Genomic DNA, 15,760 nt, shown 5'->3' on the forward strand with positions numbered 1-15,760 from the left:
GTAGGGTACGCTGTGCGTACCTTTTGGAGGTTATATCAGTCTGCAAATGGTACGCACAGCGTACCCTACGCATAGGTCGGCTTGAAGGCCTCTTCCGGATTCGCAACCGGACCGTTGCCGTCCCAGTACGGCGACAATTTTCGAAGGGCGGCGACGATGTCCGGCATCACCTTCAACACTTCGTCCACCTCGCTCATCGTGTTGTAGCGCGAGAACGAGAAGCGGATCGTGCCGTGTGCGGCGGTGTAGGGAATACTCATCGCCCGCATCACGTGCGACGGTTCCAGCGATCCGGACGTACAGGCCGAACCGCTCGATGCCGCGACGCCGGCCTTGTTCAAGAGCATCAGGATCGCCTCGCCTTCGATATACTCGAACGCGATGTCGGTCGTATTCGGCAGCCGATTGTTCAGGTCGCCGGTAATGAAGCAGTGCGGAATCTGTTCGACGATGCCGCGCTCCAGACGGTCGCGCATCGCCTTGACCTGGATGTTCTCGAACTCCATGTGTTCGATCGCCAGTTCGCACGCCTTGCCGAGCCCCACGATCGACGCGGTATTCTCGGTACCGGCCCGGCGGCCGCGCTCCTGATGGCCGCCGCGCAAAAGCGGCCGGAAACGGGTGCCGCGGCGCAGGTACAACACGCCGATGCCTTTCGGCGCATGCAGCTTGTGGCCAGACAGCGACAGCATGTCGATTTGGGTATCCTGCAGCATCATCGGGATCTTGCCGACCGCCTGCACCGCGTCGGTATGGAACATCACGCCTGCCGCATGGGCCATCTCGGCCATTTCGACGACCGGAAAAATGGTCCCGGTTTCGTTGTTCGCCCACATCACCGAAACGATCGCGACCTGGTCGGAGAGCAGATTTTTGTACGCTTCGAGATTCAGCCGGCCGCAGCGATCGACCGGCATCCGGTGGATCGTGTAGCCCTCCTTTTCGAGATGTTCGCAGAGGTTCAAAATCGCCGGATGCTCGACCGCGGTGGTGATGATCTCTTTGCGGTTCGGCTGGGCCTTGATCGCGGACAGAATCGCGGTCGAATCCGATTCGGTGCCGCAGGAAGTGAAAATGATCTCGGAGTCGTGTTCGGCACCGAGCAGCTCCTGCACCTGGCCGCGGGCTTTTTTGATCGCCCGCGCCACGCCGTCGGCGAAGCGGTGGATCGATGAGGGATTGCCGAACTGTTCGGTAAAGAACGGCAGCATCGCATCAACGACCGCGCGGTCCACCTTGGTGGTGGCGTTATTGTCCAGATAGATGTCAGGCATGGCTGGCCTCCTGAATGTTGACCAGTTTGGAAGGCATTTGTGAAGCCGGCACGACGCGGATGAATTCGCCGAGCACTTCCATCAGCCGCTGCTGAATCCCGGCGATTGTCATCGCGGCCATCTGGCAGCCGTTGCAGGCGCCGGTCATGTTCACGTAGGCGATGTTGTCGATCACCTCGACCAGTTCGACGTCGCCGCCGTCGGCCATCAATTGCGGACGCAGGGAGGTCAGCACTTCCTCGATCTTTTTGATCCGTTGCAGATTGGTCAACGGCTTTTTCTCGGCGGTGATGATCGACTTTTCGATCGGCGCCGCGTTCGGATCGAAAGTTTCGCCGCGCTCCTTCAGCACCTTTTCCAGAATCGCCTCGATGTCCTCGTGGCAGGCCGCGCAGCCGCCGCCGGCCTTGGTATAGTTGGTTACATCCTCAACCGTGCGCAGCTTGTTGGCCCAGACCATTTCCTCGATCATCACGGCGTCGATCGCGAAGCATTTGCAGACCAGCGCGCCTTCCTCGTGGTCGTCCTTCCATTCCTCGCCGCGGTAGTTGGCGACCGCAGCCTGCAGGGCTTCGCGGCCCATCACCGAGCAGTGCATCTTTTCCGGCGGCAGGCCGTCGAGCTCGGCGGCGATGTCGTTGTTGGTGACCTTTAACGCTTCATCCAGCGTCATACCCTTGATGATCTCGGTCAGCACCGAAGACGAGGCGATCGCCGAACCGCAGCCGAAGGTCTGGAAGCCGGCGTCCTCGATCACCTCCGACGCTTCGTTGACGCGGAGAGTCAGACGCAGGGCGTCGCCGCAGCTGATCGATCCGACTTCGCCGATCGCATTCGCATTCGCGACCGCACCGGCGTTTTTCGGGTTGAAGAAATGTTCTTTGACTTTGTCCGAATAATCCCACATGGCGGCATCCTCTCTCGTTAAGAACAGGTTTTCGGCGTGCCGCCTTGACCGTCGGTACTGAACGACGAGCCGCAGGCGCAGCTCTTGGCCGCGTTCGGATTGGTGAACTTGAAGCCGGAGCCTTCCAGACTGTCGACAAAATCGATCGACATGCCGTCCAGCATCGGCAGACTGACCGGATCGATGAAGACTTTCACTTCGCCGCAGTCGATCACGGTGTCGTCCTGGGTTTGCTTTTCTTCAAGACGCAAGCCATAGGAATAGCCGGAGCAACCGCCGTCGGTCACTTCGATCCGGAGTCCGCTGCTCGGCTTGCCGGAGCCGGCAATAAACCGGCCCACGGCTTTTACGGCGTTTTCGGTTAGGGTAATCATATTGGAGTCTCCTGAAACGGTTTTGCAATGCGCTTGCCAGAGATAAAGCAACCGCCGTGCCAGAAGCGGGAAACTCAGTCAAACCGGACATTGAAGAGGGGAATCCGAAATTGGCCGGGAAAAATCGGAGAGGTTGTTCGCGACAAAGGAAGGGGAATTGTCAGGTTTGCGACAAAAACGAATACTGAAGCATGTTTCGATAATGAATGAGGGAAAAGATAGCCGCATTGCCGGCCATTAGGTAGATGGGAACCGCTGAAGCGCAAACGCGCCATAAGGGGGAAACGATAATAAGAACATTCCGAACCATTCAGTCTTCGCTTCAGCCGGACTTTTTATTTGGGTGCTTCGAAAACATAGGGTTTACGGAATTCCCCGATACGTTCATTTTCTTCCTGCCCACCCCATTTTGTCGTATTCCTTACAACGCAAAAACCAAATAACACAAACAAATTCAATTGCTTAAAAAATGGCACGCCGGTTGCTTCGTCATCAACAAAGACCTGAAGGTGCCACCCATGAAATCAACCAAAGACATTGCCGAACTGCTCGACGAACCGGCTTGCGAACACAACAAGAAGGAAAAGTCCGGCTGTTCCAAACCCAAGCCCGGCTCGGCGGCCGGCGGCTGCGCGTTCGACGGCGCGCAGATTGCGCTGCTGCCGATCGCCGATGTCGCCCATATCGTGCACGGACCGATCGCCTGCGCGGGGAGTTCCTGGGACAACCGGGGCACCCGCTCGTCCGGTTCCGAGCTGTACCGGATCGGCATGACCACCGACCTGACCGAACAGGATGTGGTGATGGGGCGCAGCGAAAAGCGGCTGTTCCATGCGATCAAGCAGGCGATCGACAGCTACGCTCCGCCGGCGGTTTTCGTTTACAACACCTGCGTGCCGGCCCTGGTCGGCGACGATCTGAACGCGGTCTGCAAGGAGGCCTCGGAGCGCTGGGGCGTGCCGGTCGTGCCGATCGACTGCGCCGGCTTCTACGGCACCAAGAACCTCGGCAACCGGATCGCTGGCGACGCGATGGTGAACCACGTGGTCGGCACCCGCGATCCCGACCCGCTGCCCCCGGGGGTGGAGCGGCCCGGCTTCAGAATCCACGACGTGAATCTGGTCGGCGAATACAACATCGCCGGCGAATTCTGGCATGTGCTGCCGCTGCTTGACGAGATGGGCCTTAGGGTGCTGTGCACGCTGTCCGGCGACGCCCGTTTCCGGGAAGTGCAGACGATGCACAAGGCCGAGGTGAACATGATGGTCTGCTCGAAAGCGATGGTGAACGTCGCCCGCCGCCTGAACAAGTCCTACGGCACACCGTGGTTCGAAGGCAGTTTCTACGGGATCACCGATACCAGCCAGGCGCTGCGCGATTTCGCGCGGGTGATTAACGATCCCGACCTGTGCGCCCGTACCGAAGCAATCATCGTCCGGGAAGAGGCCCGCATCCACGCCGCGCTCGCCCCCTGGCGCGAACGGCTGAAAGGCAAACGGGTGCTGCTGTTCACCGGCGGCGTGAAAAGCTGGTCGGTAATCTCGGCGCTGCAGGATCTGGGCATGGTGGTCGTCGCAACCGGCACCAAGAAATCGACCGAGGAAGACAAGGCCAGGATCCGCGAACTGATGGGCGAAGACACCTTGATGATTGAGGACGGCAGCCCGAAAGCGCTGCTGAAAGTCGTCCGTGATTATAAGGCCGACATTCTGATCGCGGGCGGACGGAACATGTACACCGCATTGAAGGCGCGGATTCCGTTTCTCGACATCAATCAGGAACGCGAATTCGGTTATGCAGGCTACGAAGGGATGCTGGAACTGGTCCGGCAATTGGCGTTGACGCTCGAAAGCCCGGTCTGGGAGGCGGTGCGCAAACCGGCACCGTGGCGCGCCTCAAAAACCTTGGCGCTGGAACAGCAAATGTCTCGGCAACAGAACAAATCCGCCGTAGGGTACGCTGTGCGTACCGGTAGCCGCTGCGGATCAGGCTCGGCAAAGGTACGCACAGCGTACCCTACGGGGGAGTAAATTTATGGCCGATATTATCAAACGCAACAAGGCCCTTTCGGTCAGCCCGCTGAAAGCCAGCCAGCCGATGGGGGGCTCATTGGCCTGCCTCGGCTTCGACCGGGCGATTCCGATGCTGCACGGCTCGCAAGGCTGCACCGCGTTCGCGAAGGTGTTTTTCGTGCGCCATTTCCGCGAGCCGATTCCGCTGCAAACGACCGCGATGGACCAGAGCAGTTCGGTGCTGGGCGCGGACGAAAACGTGGTCGAGGGATTGAAAGCGATCGCCGAAAAATCGAACCCGGCGCTGATCGCGGTGCTGACCACCGGCCTCGCCGAAACCCAGGGCGCGGACGTGCACCGCAACGTGCGCGAGTTTCGGGCCAAGTATCCCCAGTTCGATCACGTCGCAGTCGTCGCGGTCAATACGCCGGACTTTACCGGCTGCGTCGAAACCGGCTATGCCGCGACCCTTTATGAAATCGTCAAGGCCCTGGTACCGGACCGCGCGGCCGCCAATACCCGGCCGGGCGCCCGCCAACGGCAGGTGAACGTGCTGACGAGCCCGATGCTGACGCCGGGCGATCTGGAAGCGTTGCGCGATCTGATCGAGCAATTCAACCTCAGGCCGGTGCTGGTGCCCGACCTGTCCGATTCGCTGGACGGCAGCCTGACCGACGACGAATTCTCGCCGGTCACGATCGGCGGCACCCCGGTTTCGGAACTTAAGACGCTGGGCGAAGCGAAGGCCACGATCGTGATCGGCGCATCGCTCCGCAAAACAGGCGAACTGCTGCAGGAAAAAACCGGCGTACCGAGCCATTATTTCGATCATCTGTACGGCCTGGAGGCGAATGATGCGCTGGTCATGGCGCTTGCCCAAATCAGCGAACTGCCGGTGCCGCCACGGATCGAACGCCAGCGCGCACAGCTCCAGGATGCGATGCTCGACACCCATTTCATGCTCGGCCAGCTCAGGGTCGCGATCGCCGCCGATCCCGACCCGTTGAATGCGTTTACCCATCTAATTCAAGGCATGGGCGGCGAAGTCGTCGCCGCTGTCAGTGCGGCGAACGCGCCGATCCTGTCTGCGCTGCCGCTAGAGCGTGTCAAGATCGGCGACCTGGAAGACCTGGAACTTCTCGCCAAGGAACGCAAAGCCCAGCTCCTGATCGGCAATTCGCATGCGGCAGCCAGCGCGGCGCGTCTCGGCATCCTGATCCTGCGCGCCGGCTTTCCGCTTTACGACATTATCGGCGGCTACCAGAAAACCTGGATCGGCTATCGCGGCACGCGCCAAGCCCTGTTCGACCTGGCCAATCTGGTCATCAATTTCGCGCATGAAGGGATCGCGGTCTACCGCTCTCCCTACGCGCAAAAAACCGAATCCGAACGCCACGCCTGCCCGCCGTCATGTCATTAACCCGAAGGATGCAGGTCGTGCATCACCACGAACAGAGGATGCCTATGGAAACCGCGATCAAAGTCGCTTTCGCCACCACCGATATGGTGCACGTCAACCAGCACTTCGGTTCCGCCAAATCCTTCGCGCTCTACGCGGTCGACCCGGAGCGGACGGAACTGCTCGAAGCCGCGGAGTTCGGCAATCTTTCCCAGGACGGTAACGAAGACAAGCTGTCGGTCAAGATTCAACTGCTGGACGGCTGCGCGGCAGTGTACTGCCAGGCGATCGGCGCCTCGGCGATCAAGCAGATCGTCGCTCAGGGCATCCAGCCGATCAAGGTGCACGAAGGCAGTGTGATCAAGGACCTTCTGGCCGACCTGCAGGCCGAGATGAAATCCGGCCCCTCCGCCTGGCTGGCCAAGGCGATCAATCAAAGCAAAGGCCCCGCTCCCGAACGCTTCGATGCGATGGCGGAGGAAGGCTGGGATGAATAGGTTTGCATCTGAGCTGCCCGCCATGGAATTCCGTAGGGTACGCTGTGCGTACCTTTTTCGGGTGCTCGATTAAATCAAAATCAAGGTACGCGCAGCGTACCCTACGTTAAGCTGCGGCTCAAACGTCATTCTTACAGATTAACGGGAGAATCCTCATGGCCTTAAAAATCATCGAATCCTGCGTGAACTGCTACGCCTGCGAGCCTTTGTGCCCGAGCAAGGCGATTTTCATGGGCAAAACGCATTTCATGATCAATCCGCGCAAATGCACCGAATGCGAAGACGATTATAAAGATCCGCAATGCGCCAGCATCTGCCCGATCGAAGGGGCGATTCTGGACAAGCTCGGCGCGCCGATCAATCCGCCCGGTTCGTTGACCGGCATTCCGCCGGAAAGAATGGCCGAAGCGATGGCGGAACTGCAAGCCCACTAAGCCATGGCCGTCGTCCATTTTTACGAAAAGCCCGGCTGCGCCGGCAACAAACGGCAGCGGGAATTGCTGCTGGAAGCGGGGCACATACTGTTCGTCCATGACCTCTTGCGGCAGCCGTGGGCGGAGACGCCCGACAAGCTGCGTTCGTTTTTCGGCGACTTGCCGGTTGCGGACTGGTTCAACCGCAGCGCGCCGGCAATCAAGAACGGCGAAGTGCTGCCGGAAGCGCTCGACGAAGCACAGGCAATCGCCTTGATGATTGCCGACCCGCTGCTGATCCGCCGGCCGCTGCTCGAAGCGGACGGGCGCCGGCGCGCCGGCTTCGATACCGAAACGGTCGAGGCGTGGCTGGAAGCCGACATGGACGGCCAGGACCTCGAAAGCTGTCCGAAACGCGCCGCTTCCTCGGCCTGCGGATCATGAACCGGATCGTGCTCGAAAGCCCGGACGGCGTTCCCGTCGCGGTCCCGTTATCGGAGCGGGTGCATTGGGTCGGCGCCTTCGACCCCCACCTCAGAACTTTCGACATCATCCTGAAAACCGCCAACGGCACCAGCTACAACGCCTACGTCGTGCGCGGCAGCGAGGGCGTGGCGGTCATCGACACGGTCAAGGAAGGTTTCGCGGACGTTTTTTTCGCCCGCCTCGAAAGCGTCGCCGACTATGCGGAAATCAAGGTGATCGTGCTGAACCACCTGGAACCCGACCATACCGGCGCGCTGCCCGAATTGATGCGGCGCGCGCCCGGCGCGCAACTTTATATTTCGCAAAAAGCCCAGTCGATGCTGAAAGGCCTGTTGAAACAGGAGAATCTGCATTTTACGCCGGTCGTGACCGGCGATACGGTATCGCTGGGCGACCGTTCGCTGCAGTTTCTGCACACGCCCTACCTGCACTGGCCCGATACGCAATGCACCTACCTGCCCGAGGAAGCGATGCTGTTTTCCGGCGACGTGTTCGGCTGCCATTTCTGCGACGACCGCCTGTTCAACGACAGGGCCGGCGATTTCCGCTTTTCGTTCGAATATTACTACGCGCACATCATGCGCCCGTTCAAGGAATACGTGCTGCGCGCGCTGGAACTGATCGAACCGTTGCCGCTGAAGCTGATCGCGCCGACGCACGGCCCGATCCTGCGCGACCGGCCCGACCGCTACATCCAGCGTTACCGCCAGCTGTCCAGTCCGGCCTTGCACAGCGAGATCAGCCCGCAGCAGAAGACCTTGCTGATTTTCTACATCAGCTCGTACGGCAATACCCGGCGCATGGCCGAGGCGATTTACCAGGGCGCCCTGCAGGTCGACGACGTGCGCGTGTCGCTGTACGACCTGGAAGGCGGCGAGGTCGCCCCCTTCGTCGATCTGATCGAAGAAGCCGACGGCCTGATTCTCGGCACTCCGACGATCAACGGCGACGCGGTCAAGCCGATCTGGGACCTGCTCTCCTCGCTGACGGTCGTAAATCTGAAGAACAAACTCGGCGGCGTGTTCGGCTCCTACGGCTGGACCGGCGAAGGCGTGCGTCTGGTCGAAGACCGCCTGCGCGGACTGAAGCTCAGGGTGCCGATTCCGGGCCTCCGGGTCAAACTGATCCCAACCGACGACGAGATCCTCGAATGCAAGGCGTTCGGCCTGGAACTGGCCCAGGAATTGATGGGGCTTAGGGAGGCGAAAATGATCAATTTCGCGGATCTGGCATGAAAGCGGATTACGGCGCGATTGTGGACGGTTTTTACGCCGCATCCGCATTTTCCACTGCCGTAACGCGCCGATTCGGAAACGTCCAGTGTGGCCGGATGGCGAAAATCGTGCAACCCGACCCCCAGAAATATGGCTGCAAAGCGATAAAAACCGGAAACCGTCAAAATGCCGGATCAGGGACAGGCGGCAATAACGTTTTCCATCCCATAACAATACCCATTCAGGAGCATATCTATGGCGAAAGCGACCATTACTTTCGAAGACATCAACATTACCGTTACCGTGCCGGCAGGAACCCGGGTCATCGAGGTTTCGGAAAAAGTCGGATCGGCAATCACCTACGGCTGCCGGGAAGGCGACTGCGGCACCTGCCTGATGAAAATCACCGACGGCTGGAACAACCTCAGCGAACCTTCGGTGCTGGAAGACAAAATCCTGCGCGAAAACATGGCCGGCAAGCATAACCGGCTGGCCTGCCAGGCCCAGCTGCTGACCGGCCATATTTCCGTCAAACCCGCTTGACCCGGAGGACCTCGATTATGGCATTAGTCATGTTTACCAACCCCGAATACCGCGATAAAACCGTCTACGCGGTGGCCGGCAGCCATACCCAAACGATTCTGAAACTGGCGCTGGAAAACAAGATTCCGATCAATTTTTCCTGCCAGGACGGCGAATGCGGCACCTGCGTCGTGAAAGTGACTTCCCTCGACAAAAATCGCGAGCGCATGGGCGGCCCGCTGACCGACAAGGAAAAAACCGTGCTGAAGCAGCTCGGCAAGTTGACCGCCGAGGATCTCGAAAAAATGCTCGTCGATGATTTGCCGTCCGAATGGCGCCTGGCCTGCCAGATGATCGTCCGCGACGAGGATATCCGGGTCGAATACTGATCCGGGGGAAATTTTCCGAGCCGTTCGGCCGGCTCTCCGCAGGCCGACTGCGATGCCATGATGGGGGATACGCCATGCAACCATTAAGAAAGCCTTTATCGCGCGAGCAGTATTATCGGAACCTGACGGCATTCGCCGACGGCTCGGCCAACGGCCGCTGGCTCGCCCAGATGATTGCCAGCTGGCAGGCCGGCGAAGGCGTGCTGCCGAATGCGCTCGGGCTGGATGAAAGCGAATTCGGCCGTTTACTGGCCGAGCGCTTCCCCGGCTATCGATTGAGCCCGATCGCACCCTCCGGCAAATCCCTCGATTTCAGCCGGATGCTCGAAAAGCAGGACCTCGAATGTTTCCTGCGCCGCTTCGCCGCGGTACCGGGCCCGGAAACCGAATGGCTCATCGCGATCATCGTCGCCGCCTGCCTCGGCAGCGACCATCTCTGGCAGGACCTGGGCCTGTGGAACCGCAAGGAATTGTCGGCGCTGCTCGGCCACAATTTCCCCGAAATGGCCGCGCGGAACAACCGCGACATGAAGTGGAAGAAATTCATCTACAAGCAGCTCTGCGAGGCGGAAGGTCTCTACGTCTGCCGGGCGCCTTCCTGCGAAGTCTGCCTGGATTATCCCGCCTGTTTCGGCGCAGAGACCTGATTGCATTCGTCGCATGCGCCCGGCATAACGAGCGCGATCGGGACGGTCCCCCAGAGAAAGGATTTTTTTCGTTAATCCTCTTTCCTTATGCCGAACAACAAAAAATTAACTGTTTCTCAAGCTCGGAATGGACTAAGATTATTTTAAAACTTCGCAAAGCAGAGCAGCGCTTCTAAGCGGTTGTTTTGTTTCTTTCTCCGGCAAATTTTTCACCGTTCTTTCGACGCAAAATGAAACGATTGATGATGCGGATGTGGCTTTCATCGGCGATCGCGATGGGGCTGAACGCCTGCGGCGGCCAGACTATCGTCCGCGAGGAACCTCGAATCCATGCGCCCTCTTCCCTGGCAGTAGCTGCAGCTCCGCGGAAGCTCTATGAACCGGTAGCGACTTACTCCGGCCTCTTTTTGAAACCCGGCGAACTGGAACCGGCGGTGGAGTTTTGGCGCAATGTCTATGTGAAGTGGCGGCGTTCGGAAGTGGTGCTTCATGACGACCGTCATCTGAACGTCATCTACGAAGTGATCAGATTGCCGGGTTATGTCGACGAAAGCCTGACCTCCGAACAAAAGGATATCGTCAGCCGGCGCCGCAATTTCTGGAAGGCCCAATTGGCCGTTCTGGAAAGCAAAGTGCGCTACAACGCACCGTTGAATGCCGGCGACCGCGAACTGATCGCCAGGCTGGAAAGCAGCGGCAGAGCGCTCGCCAGCCTTTTGAACGGCGCCGCCGAACGGGTCCATGCGCAGCGCGGGACGCGCGAACGCTTCAAACGCGGTATCGAGATCAGCGCAGGCTATGACCGGCAGTTCCGAAAGATATTCCGCGACGCCGGCCTGCCGGAAGACCTGGCTTACCTGCCCCATGTCGAATCCTCGTTTCAACCGGCGGCCCGCTCCTCCGCCGGCGCGGTCGGCATGTGGCAGTTCACCAAAGCCGCCGCGAAACGGTTCATGCCCGGCAGCCATCGCGCGGACCGGCGTCTCGATCCTTACGCTTCCGCGGTCGGCGCGGCCAATTATCTCGGCTACGCCTACAGCATGCTGGGGAACTGGCCCGCGGCGATTACCTCCTACAACCACGGCATTAACGGCATGAAGCGTGCGCAGGGCCAGTTCGGCCCCGACTTTGCCCGCATTGTGCAAAACTACGCAAGCCCTGCATTCGGCTTCGCCTCCCGTAACTATTATGCGCAATTCCTGGCGGCGCGCGAGATCGCCAGCGATCCGGCGCAGTATTTTCCGGAAGAAGGGATGTATGCCGAGAAGAATGGCTTGCGGAAGATTAACTTGAGCGGTAACGCCTTAGCGCCTTTGAATGCCGCGGCGGCCGAAAAATAAACGGCTTTTTGAATTTGCGAGGGAATGCCCCTGAAATCATACGGGGCTCGCGGCCCAATGCCGGTAGGGATTTGGCCGATATTAACTTGCTGGTAGGGGTGGTAAACCTGCCGGGTTTTTAAAACCTGGCAGGTCTTGGGCCGGGAAGTTATTTGGAGCCAAATCCTAAGTTATTGGCTCGTAGGCCGGATAAGCGCAGCGCATCCCCCGCATTGCCGTCGCCGGATGCACTGCGCTTATCCGGCCTACGGACTGAAATCATACGAGGGCTCCACGGCCGGGGACTCATTGTATCGATCATTCCGACAGCCATTGAGCGTCGAATTTTCGGATCAGACGAATAATCCCCGACTCGCGTTTTCCAGTATCGCCATCACCGCCGGATGCTTTAGCTTGCGCTGCGCGGTAATCGCATAAAAACGCTCGAACACGTGATCGATCCTGCCGATTTTTTGCGCATTGTACTGCCGCTGAAGTTCGGCCTCGATCGCGACCGGCGCGACGAACATCCCTACCCCGGCAATCGCAAACGTTTTCAGCAGGGCGCTGTCCTCGATCTCCGCCTTGATGTCCGGGCAAATCCCTTCCGTATCGAACCACTGGTCCAGCGAGCGCCTCAGCGCCGTATTCTGCGTCGGCACCAACAGCGGAGCGCCGTTCAAGGAATACGGAAAATTCTCCGTATAACGTTCCGCAAGTTCCTCGACACCGAACACCGCCACTTCGCATTCGCCGAGCAGGTGATTGAACACCCGAATCCCGACCGACGGCGTAGCCGGAATGTCCGAGAGCACCAGATCGACGCTGTGCAGGGCAAGCTCCGCAATCAGCCGTTCGGCCTTGTCCTCGTGGCAGGTCAATTGAACCGGCTCATTGGCTCTGAGCGCCGGCTCCAGCAGTCGGTAGGCGATCAGTTTCGGCAAGGCGTCCGCCACGCCCACGTTGAGCCGCAATCCGCGTCCCCCGCTGCGCCCGCGCAGGGTCTGGTTCAATTCCTGGCCGAGCGTGAAGATTTCCTCCGCATAACGGAAAATCGTGCGCCCCGTGTCGCTCAGGACCAGCTTGCGCCCATCCTTGTAATAAAGCTTTTCGCCGACCGCCTGTTCGAAAATCGCCAACTGACCGCTGACCGTCGGCTGGGCCAAATGCAGTTTTTCGCTGGCGCGCGAGATGCTTCCTTCCTTAACGACGTTCCAGAAGTAAAACAAATGCTGGTAATTGAGTCGGCTCACGGCAGTAACCCGTATCGGTTTTTCCGATAAAAAGAATAGATATATTCTATTTTACTATTCAAACTCGGGTCAGTAAGCTTTAAGCCATCAATCCGTCTACCAGCTTAAGGAAAAAAGTGCATCCATGAATAGTGATTACGACGATAAAGAACTCCGCCGCCGCATCAAACTCCTGGACTCGCTGCTCGGGGAAGTTCTGGAAAAAGAAGCGGACGTCCAGGTCTCGTCGACTGTGCGCGAACTCCAGCGCGATTTCAGCCATCTGCACCGGCATGACATGGCGGCCAGGATGCGGCAGATCTTCAAGGTGATCGACCCGCTGCCGCCGGAGGCGCTCAGTGCCGTCGTGCGGGCCTTCAACCTGTACTTCAGCCTGGTCAACATCGCGGAGGAGTCCTACGGGCTGGCGCTGCGCCGGCGCAAGGCCGAGCAAGGCGGCCATTTCTGGAAAGGCTCGTTTCACGACACGCTGATGGAGCTAAAGGAATCCGGCGTCGGCGCGGCGCAGTTGCAGACACTGCTGGACGAGCTACTGTATATGCCGGTGATGACCGCCCATCCGACCGAAGCGAAACGGCGAATCGTCAAAAACGTGCTGCGCAACATCTTCCTGACCCATGAAAGGCTGGACGATCCGCGACTCAAGGGCCATCTGCGCCAGGAAGTGCTCGGCCGCCTGCACAGCCTGATCCGGCTGCTCTGGAAAACCGACGAAGTCCGCGTCCGCAGCATGGGCGTTATCGACGAAATCGATGCGGGACTCTCCTATTTCCCGTTGTCCCTGTTCGAGGCGACGACCCAAGTCTACCGGAACTTCGACCGTGCGCTTCGGGACGTGTACGGCGACGACGCCGCGCAAATCCGCATCCCCAGCTTTCTGAATTACGGCTCCTGGATCGGCGGCGACCGCGACGGCAATCCGAACGTGAAGCCGGAAACGACCGTGCTGGCCTTGCGTCTGCAGGCCCGAACGATATTGCAGGAATACGCTTCCCGGCTGGACAGCCTGCGCGACCAGCTTTCGCACTCGCACGGACTGGGCGAGTTTTCCGAGGAATTCCTGGTGAGTCTGGAAAAGGACCGGGCCGAACTGGGAACTTCGATTTCTCCCCTGGAAAACGCGTTTATGCAGGAGCCTTACCGGCATAAGCTGGTGCTGATGAAGTACCGGCTGGACCAGACCCTGGCGCAGCTCGACCAGAGGATCGCCGGAAATTCCGCCCTGCTGGCACCATGGCCTTACCGCTGCAATGCTTTCATTGCCGACCTGAAATTGATCCGCGCTTCGCTCTGCCGCCACGGCGACGCGGAAATCGCCGGTCTCGATCTGCAGGACCTGATCCGACTCGCCGAAACGTTCGGCTTCCACCTGATGCAGTTGGACGTGCGCCAGGAGTCGACCCGTCACAGCGACGCCGTTGCCGAGATTCTGGCGAGCGCGCTTTCGATCGACTACCGCGCCCTTCCGGAAGACGAACGGCTGGCCGTACTGAGCGAAGCAATCGCGGTACCGGGCGGCCTGGTGTTCGATAGGGACAAATTATCGGGAGCGGCCCGAGAAACCCTGGAAGTGTTCGCGGCGATGGCCGCGATGCGCTCGGAGCTCGGCGCGGACTGCTTCAGCCGTTACGTGATCTCGATGACCCATGCCGCGAGCCACGTGATGGAAGTAATGCTGCTCGCCGCCCAGAACGGGCTGGCCGGCAAGATTGCCGGGCACTGGTTCTGCCACATCGGGGTGGCTCCGCTGTTCGAAACGATCACCGACCTGGAGCATATCGAACCGGTGGTGTGCGCGCTGCTGGACACGCCGGCCTACCGGACGCTGCTGGACGCCTCGGGCAAGCGCCAGGAAATCATGCTCGGCTATTCGGACTCCTGCAAGGACGGCGGCATTTTGTCTTCCTCCTGGAATCTGTATCGGGCCCAGCAGCGGATCATCGCCATCACCGAACGGCGCGGGATCAAGTGCCGGCTGTTCCACGGCCGGGGCGGCACGGTCGGCCGCGGCGGCGGGCCGACCCACGAGGCGATCCTGGCGCAACCGCCGGACACAGTGCGCGGCCAGATCAAGTTCACCGAGCAAGGCGAAATGCTGTTCTACCGTTACAACAACATGGAAACCGCAGTCTACGAACTGACGATGGGCGTCACCGGGCTGCTGAAAGCCAGCGTGAGCCTGGTGCAGCCGGTTCCGGCCGACTCGCCGCAGTACCTGGAAGTGATGAGCGACCTGGCGCGGATCGGCGAGAACGGCTTCCGCGAACTGACCGAACGGACCGAGGGCTTTCTGGATTATTTTTACGAAGCGACGCCGGTCAACGAGATCGGCCAGTTGAACATCGGTTCGCGCCCTTCCCACCGCAAGCAACAGGACCGGTCGAAACAATCGGTGCGGGCGATCGCCTGGGTGTTTTCCTGGGCGCAATCGCGGCAGACCTTTCCGGCCTGGTACGGGATCGGCGCCAGCCTCGCGACCTGGTGCGCGGGCAAGCCCGAACGCTTGCAGACCCTGCAGGCGATGTACCGGGAGTGGCCGTTTTTCCGCAACCTGCTCGGCAACGTGCAGATGGCGCTCAGCAAGTCGGACATCAGCATCGCCAAGGAATACGCCGGCCTGTGCGCCGATTCGAACACCGGCAAACGGATCCACAGCCTGATCGACGGCGAATATCAACGTTGCGTGGACTGGATTCTGGATGTCGCGGACAGCGAACAGTTGCTGGCCGAAAACCAGGCGCTGGCGAACTCGTTGAGCCGCCGGAACAACTATCTCGGACCGCTCAATTTCATTCAGGTAGTGCTGCTGCGCCGCGTGCGGTCGGCCGAGGACCAGGATTCGGCCGCGAATCCCTGGATGAAACCGTTGCTGCGGACGATTAACGCGATCGCGGCAGGCATGCGGAATACGGGTTAAACATCGAAACCATGGGCGTCCCGAACAGGGCGCCGCAAACAGAGCATCAAGCGTGAAGGGGATCCGATGAAATTGACACACATGAAACAGCTGGAAGCCGAAAGCATCCACATCATCCGGGAAGTTGCCGCCGAATT

General features: G+C 59.8%; 15 protein-coding genes. 11 read left to right on the forward strand and 4 right to left on the reverse strand.

The genetic code is table 11. The annotated features are described in order from the left end of the window. Positions 1–65 precede the first annotated feature (65 nt). The 3 genes from nifS to JJL52_RS18855 are packed head-to-tail and all read right to left on the reverse strand — an operon-like array spanning position 66 to position 2,555. Positions 66–1,274, reverse strand: coding sequence for a cysteine desulfurase NifS (gene nifS, locus JJL52_RS18845; protein ID WP_202054053.1), 1,209 nt, complete (start codon positions 1,272–1,274; stop codon positions 66–68). After that, positions 1,267–2,181 carry a Fe-S cluster assembly protein NifU gene (nifU, locus tag JJL52_RS18850; protein ID WP_202054054.1) on the reverse strand — a complete coding sequence of 305 codons (915 nt, stop codon included), beginning with the start codon at positions 2,179–2,181 and terminating at the stop codon, positions 1,267–1,269. The genes nifS and nifU overlap by 8 nt, the downstream gene beginning before the upstream one ends. Before the next feature lie 17 nt (positions 2,182–2,198). Continuing rightward, complete coding sequence (locus JJL52_RS18855) at positions 2,199–2,555, reverse strand: HesB/IscA family protein (RefSeq protein WP_202054055.1); 357 nt, start codon at positions 2,553–2,555, stop codon at positions 2,199–2,201. 518 nt (positions 2,556–3,073) lie between these two features. On the opposite strand from JJL52_RS18855, the gene nifE reads away from it, so the two are divergent. The 10 genes from nifE (at position 3,074) to JJL52_RS18905 (ending at position 11,474) form a co-directional block, all read left to right on the forward strand. After that, positions 3,074–4,585, forward strand: a complete 1,512-nt coding sequence (nifE, locus tag JJL52_RS18860; RefSeq protein ID WP_236994365.1) for a nitrogenase iron-molybdenum cofactor biosynthesis protein NifE — start codon at positions 3,074–3,076, stop codon at positions 4,583–4,585. Between the two features lie 4 nt (positions 4,586–4,589). Then, positions 4,590–5,987, forward strand: coding sequence for a nitrogenase iron-molybdenum cofactor biosynthesis protein NifN (gene nifN / locus JJL52_RS18865; protein WP_202054056.1), 1,398 nt, complete (start codon positions 4,590–4,592; stop codon positions 5,985–5,987). Further along, positions 5,978–6,463 (forward strand): nitrogen fixation protein NifX, encoded by a 486-nt coding sequence (gene nifX / locus JJL52_RS18870; RefSeq protein WP_236994366.1) that lies wholly within the window; start codon positions 5,978–5,980, stop codon positions 6,461–6,463. The genes nifN and nifX overlap by 10 nt, the downstream gene beginning before the upstream one ends. A 155-nt stretch (positions 6,464–6,618) precedes the next feature. Beyond that, positions 6,619–6,897, forward strand: coding sequence for a 4Fe-4S binding protein (locus JJL52_RS18875; RefSeq protein ID WP_202054057.1), 279 nt, complete (start codon positions 6,619–6,621; stop codon positions 6,895–6,897). Between the two features lie 3 nt (positions 6,898–6,900). Continuing rightward, positions 6,901–7,320, forward strand: coding sequence for an ArsC/Spx/MgsR family protein (locus tag JJL52_RS18880; protein WP_202054058.1), 420 nt, complete (start codon positions 6,901–6,903; stop codon positions 7,318–7,320). After that, on the forward strand, positions 7,317–8,597 hold the full coding sequence (locus JJL52_RS18885) for an FprA family A-type flavoprotein (protein WP_202054059.1): 1,281 nt from the start codon (positions 7,317–7,319) through the stop codon (positions 8,595–8,597). The genes JJL52_RS18880 and JJL52_RS18885 overlap by 4 nt, the downstream gene beginning before the upstream one ends. Before the next feature lie 234 nt (positions 8,598–8,831). Further along, positions 8,832–9,119 carry a 2Fe-2S iron-sulfur cluster-binding protein gene (locus JJL52_RS18890; protein WP_202054060.1) on the forward strand — a complete coding sequence of 96 codons (288 nt, stop codon included), beginning with the start codon at positions 8,832–8,834 and terminating at the stop codon, positions 9,117–9,119. Between the two features lie 17 nt (positions 9,120–9,136). Continuing rightward, positions 9,137–9,487, forward strand: coding sequence for a 2Fe-2S iron-sulfur cluster-binding protein (locus JJL52_RS18895; RefSeq protein WP_202054061.1), 351 nt, complete (start codon positions 9,137–9,139; stop codon positions 9,485–9,487). A gap of 74 nt (positions 9,488–9,561) precedes the next feature. Next, on the forward strand, positions 9,562–10,134 hold the full coding sequence (locus JJL52_RS18900; RefSeq protein WP_202054062.1) for a nitrogen fixation protein NifQ: 573 nt from the start codon (positions 9,562–9,564) through the stop codon (positions 10,132–10,134). 230 nt (positions 10,135–10,364) lie between these two features. After that, the gene (locus JJL52_RS18905) at positions 10,365–11,474 is read left to right on the forward strand and encodes a lytic transglycosylase domain-containing protein (RefSeq protein ID WP_236994367.1); all 1,110 of its coding nucleotides are present in this window, start codon (positions 10,365–10,367) and stop codon (positions 11,472–11,474) included. A gap of 332 nt (positions 11,475–11,806) precedes the next feature. Here JJL52_RS18905 and nhaR read toward each other — a convergent pair whose 3' ends face one another. After that, the gene (gene nhaR, locus JJL52_RS18910) at positions 11,807–12,706 is read right to left on the reverse strand and encodes a transcriptional activator NhaR (RefSeq protein ID WP_202054063.1); all 900 of its coding nucleotides are present in this window, start codon (positions 12,704–12,706) and stop codon (positions 11,807–11,809) included. Positions 12,707–12,830: 124 nt separating this feature from the next. Here nhaR and ppc point away from each other — a divergent pair, with 124 nt between their 5' ends. After that, a complete protein-coding gene (gene ppc, locus JJL52_RS18915) occupies positions 12,831–15,623 on the forward strand; it encodes a phosphoenolpyruvate carboxylase (RefSeq protein WP_202054064.1) in 2,793 nt (930 codons plus the stop codon). Positions 15,624–15,760 lie beyond the last annotated feature (137 nt).

It is taken from the genome of Candidatus Methylomicrobium oryzae (assembly GCF_016745425.1).
GTDB lineage: Bacteria > Pseudomonadota > Gammaproteobacteria > Methylococcales > Methylomonadaceae > Methylomicrobium > Methylomicrobium oryzae.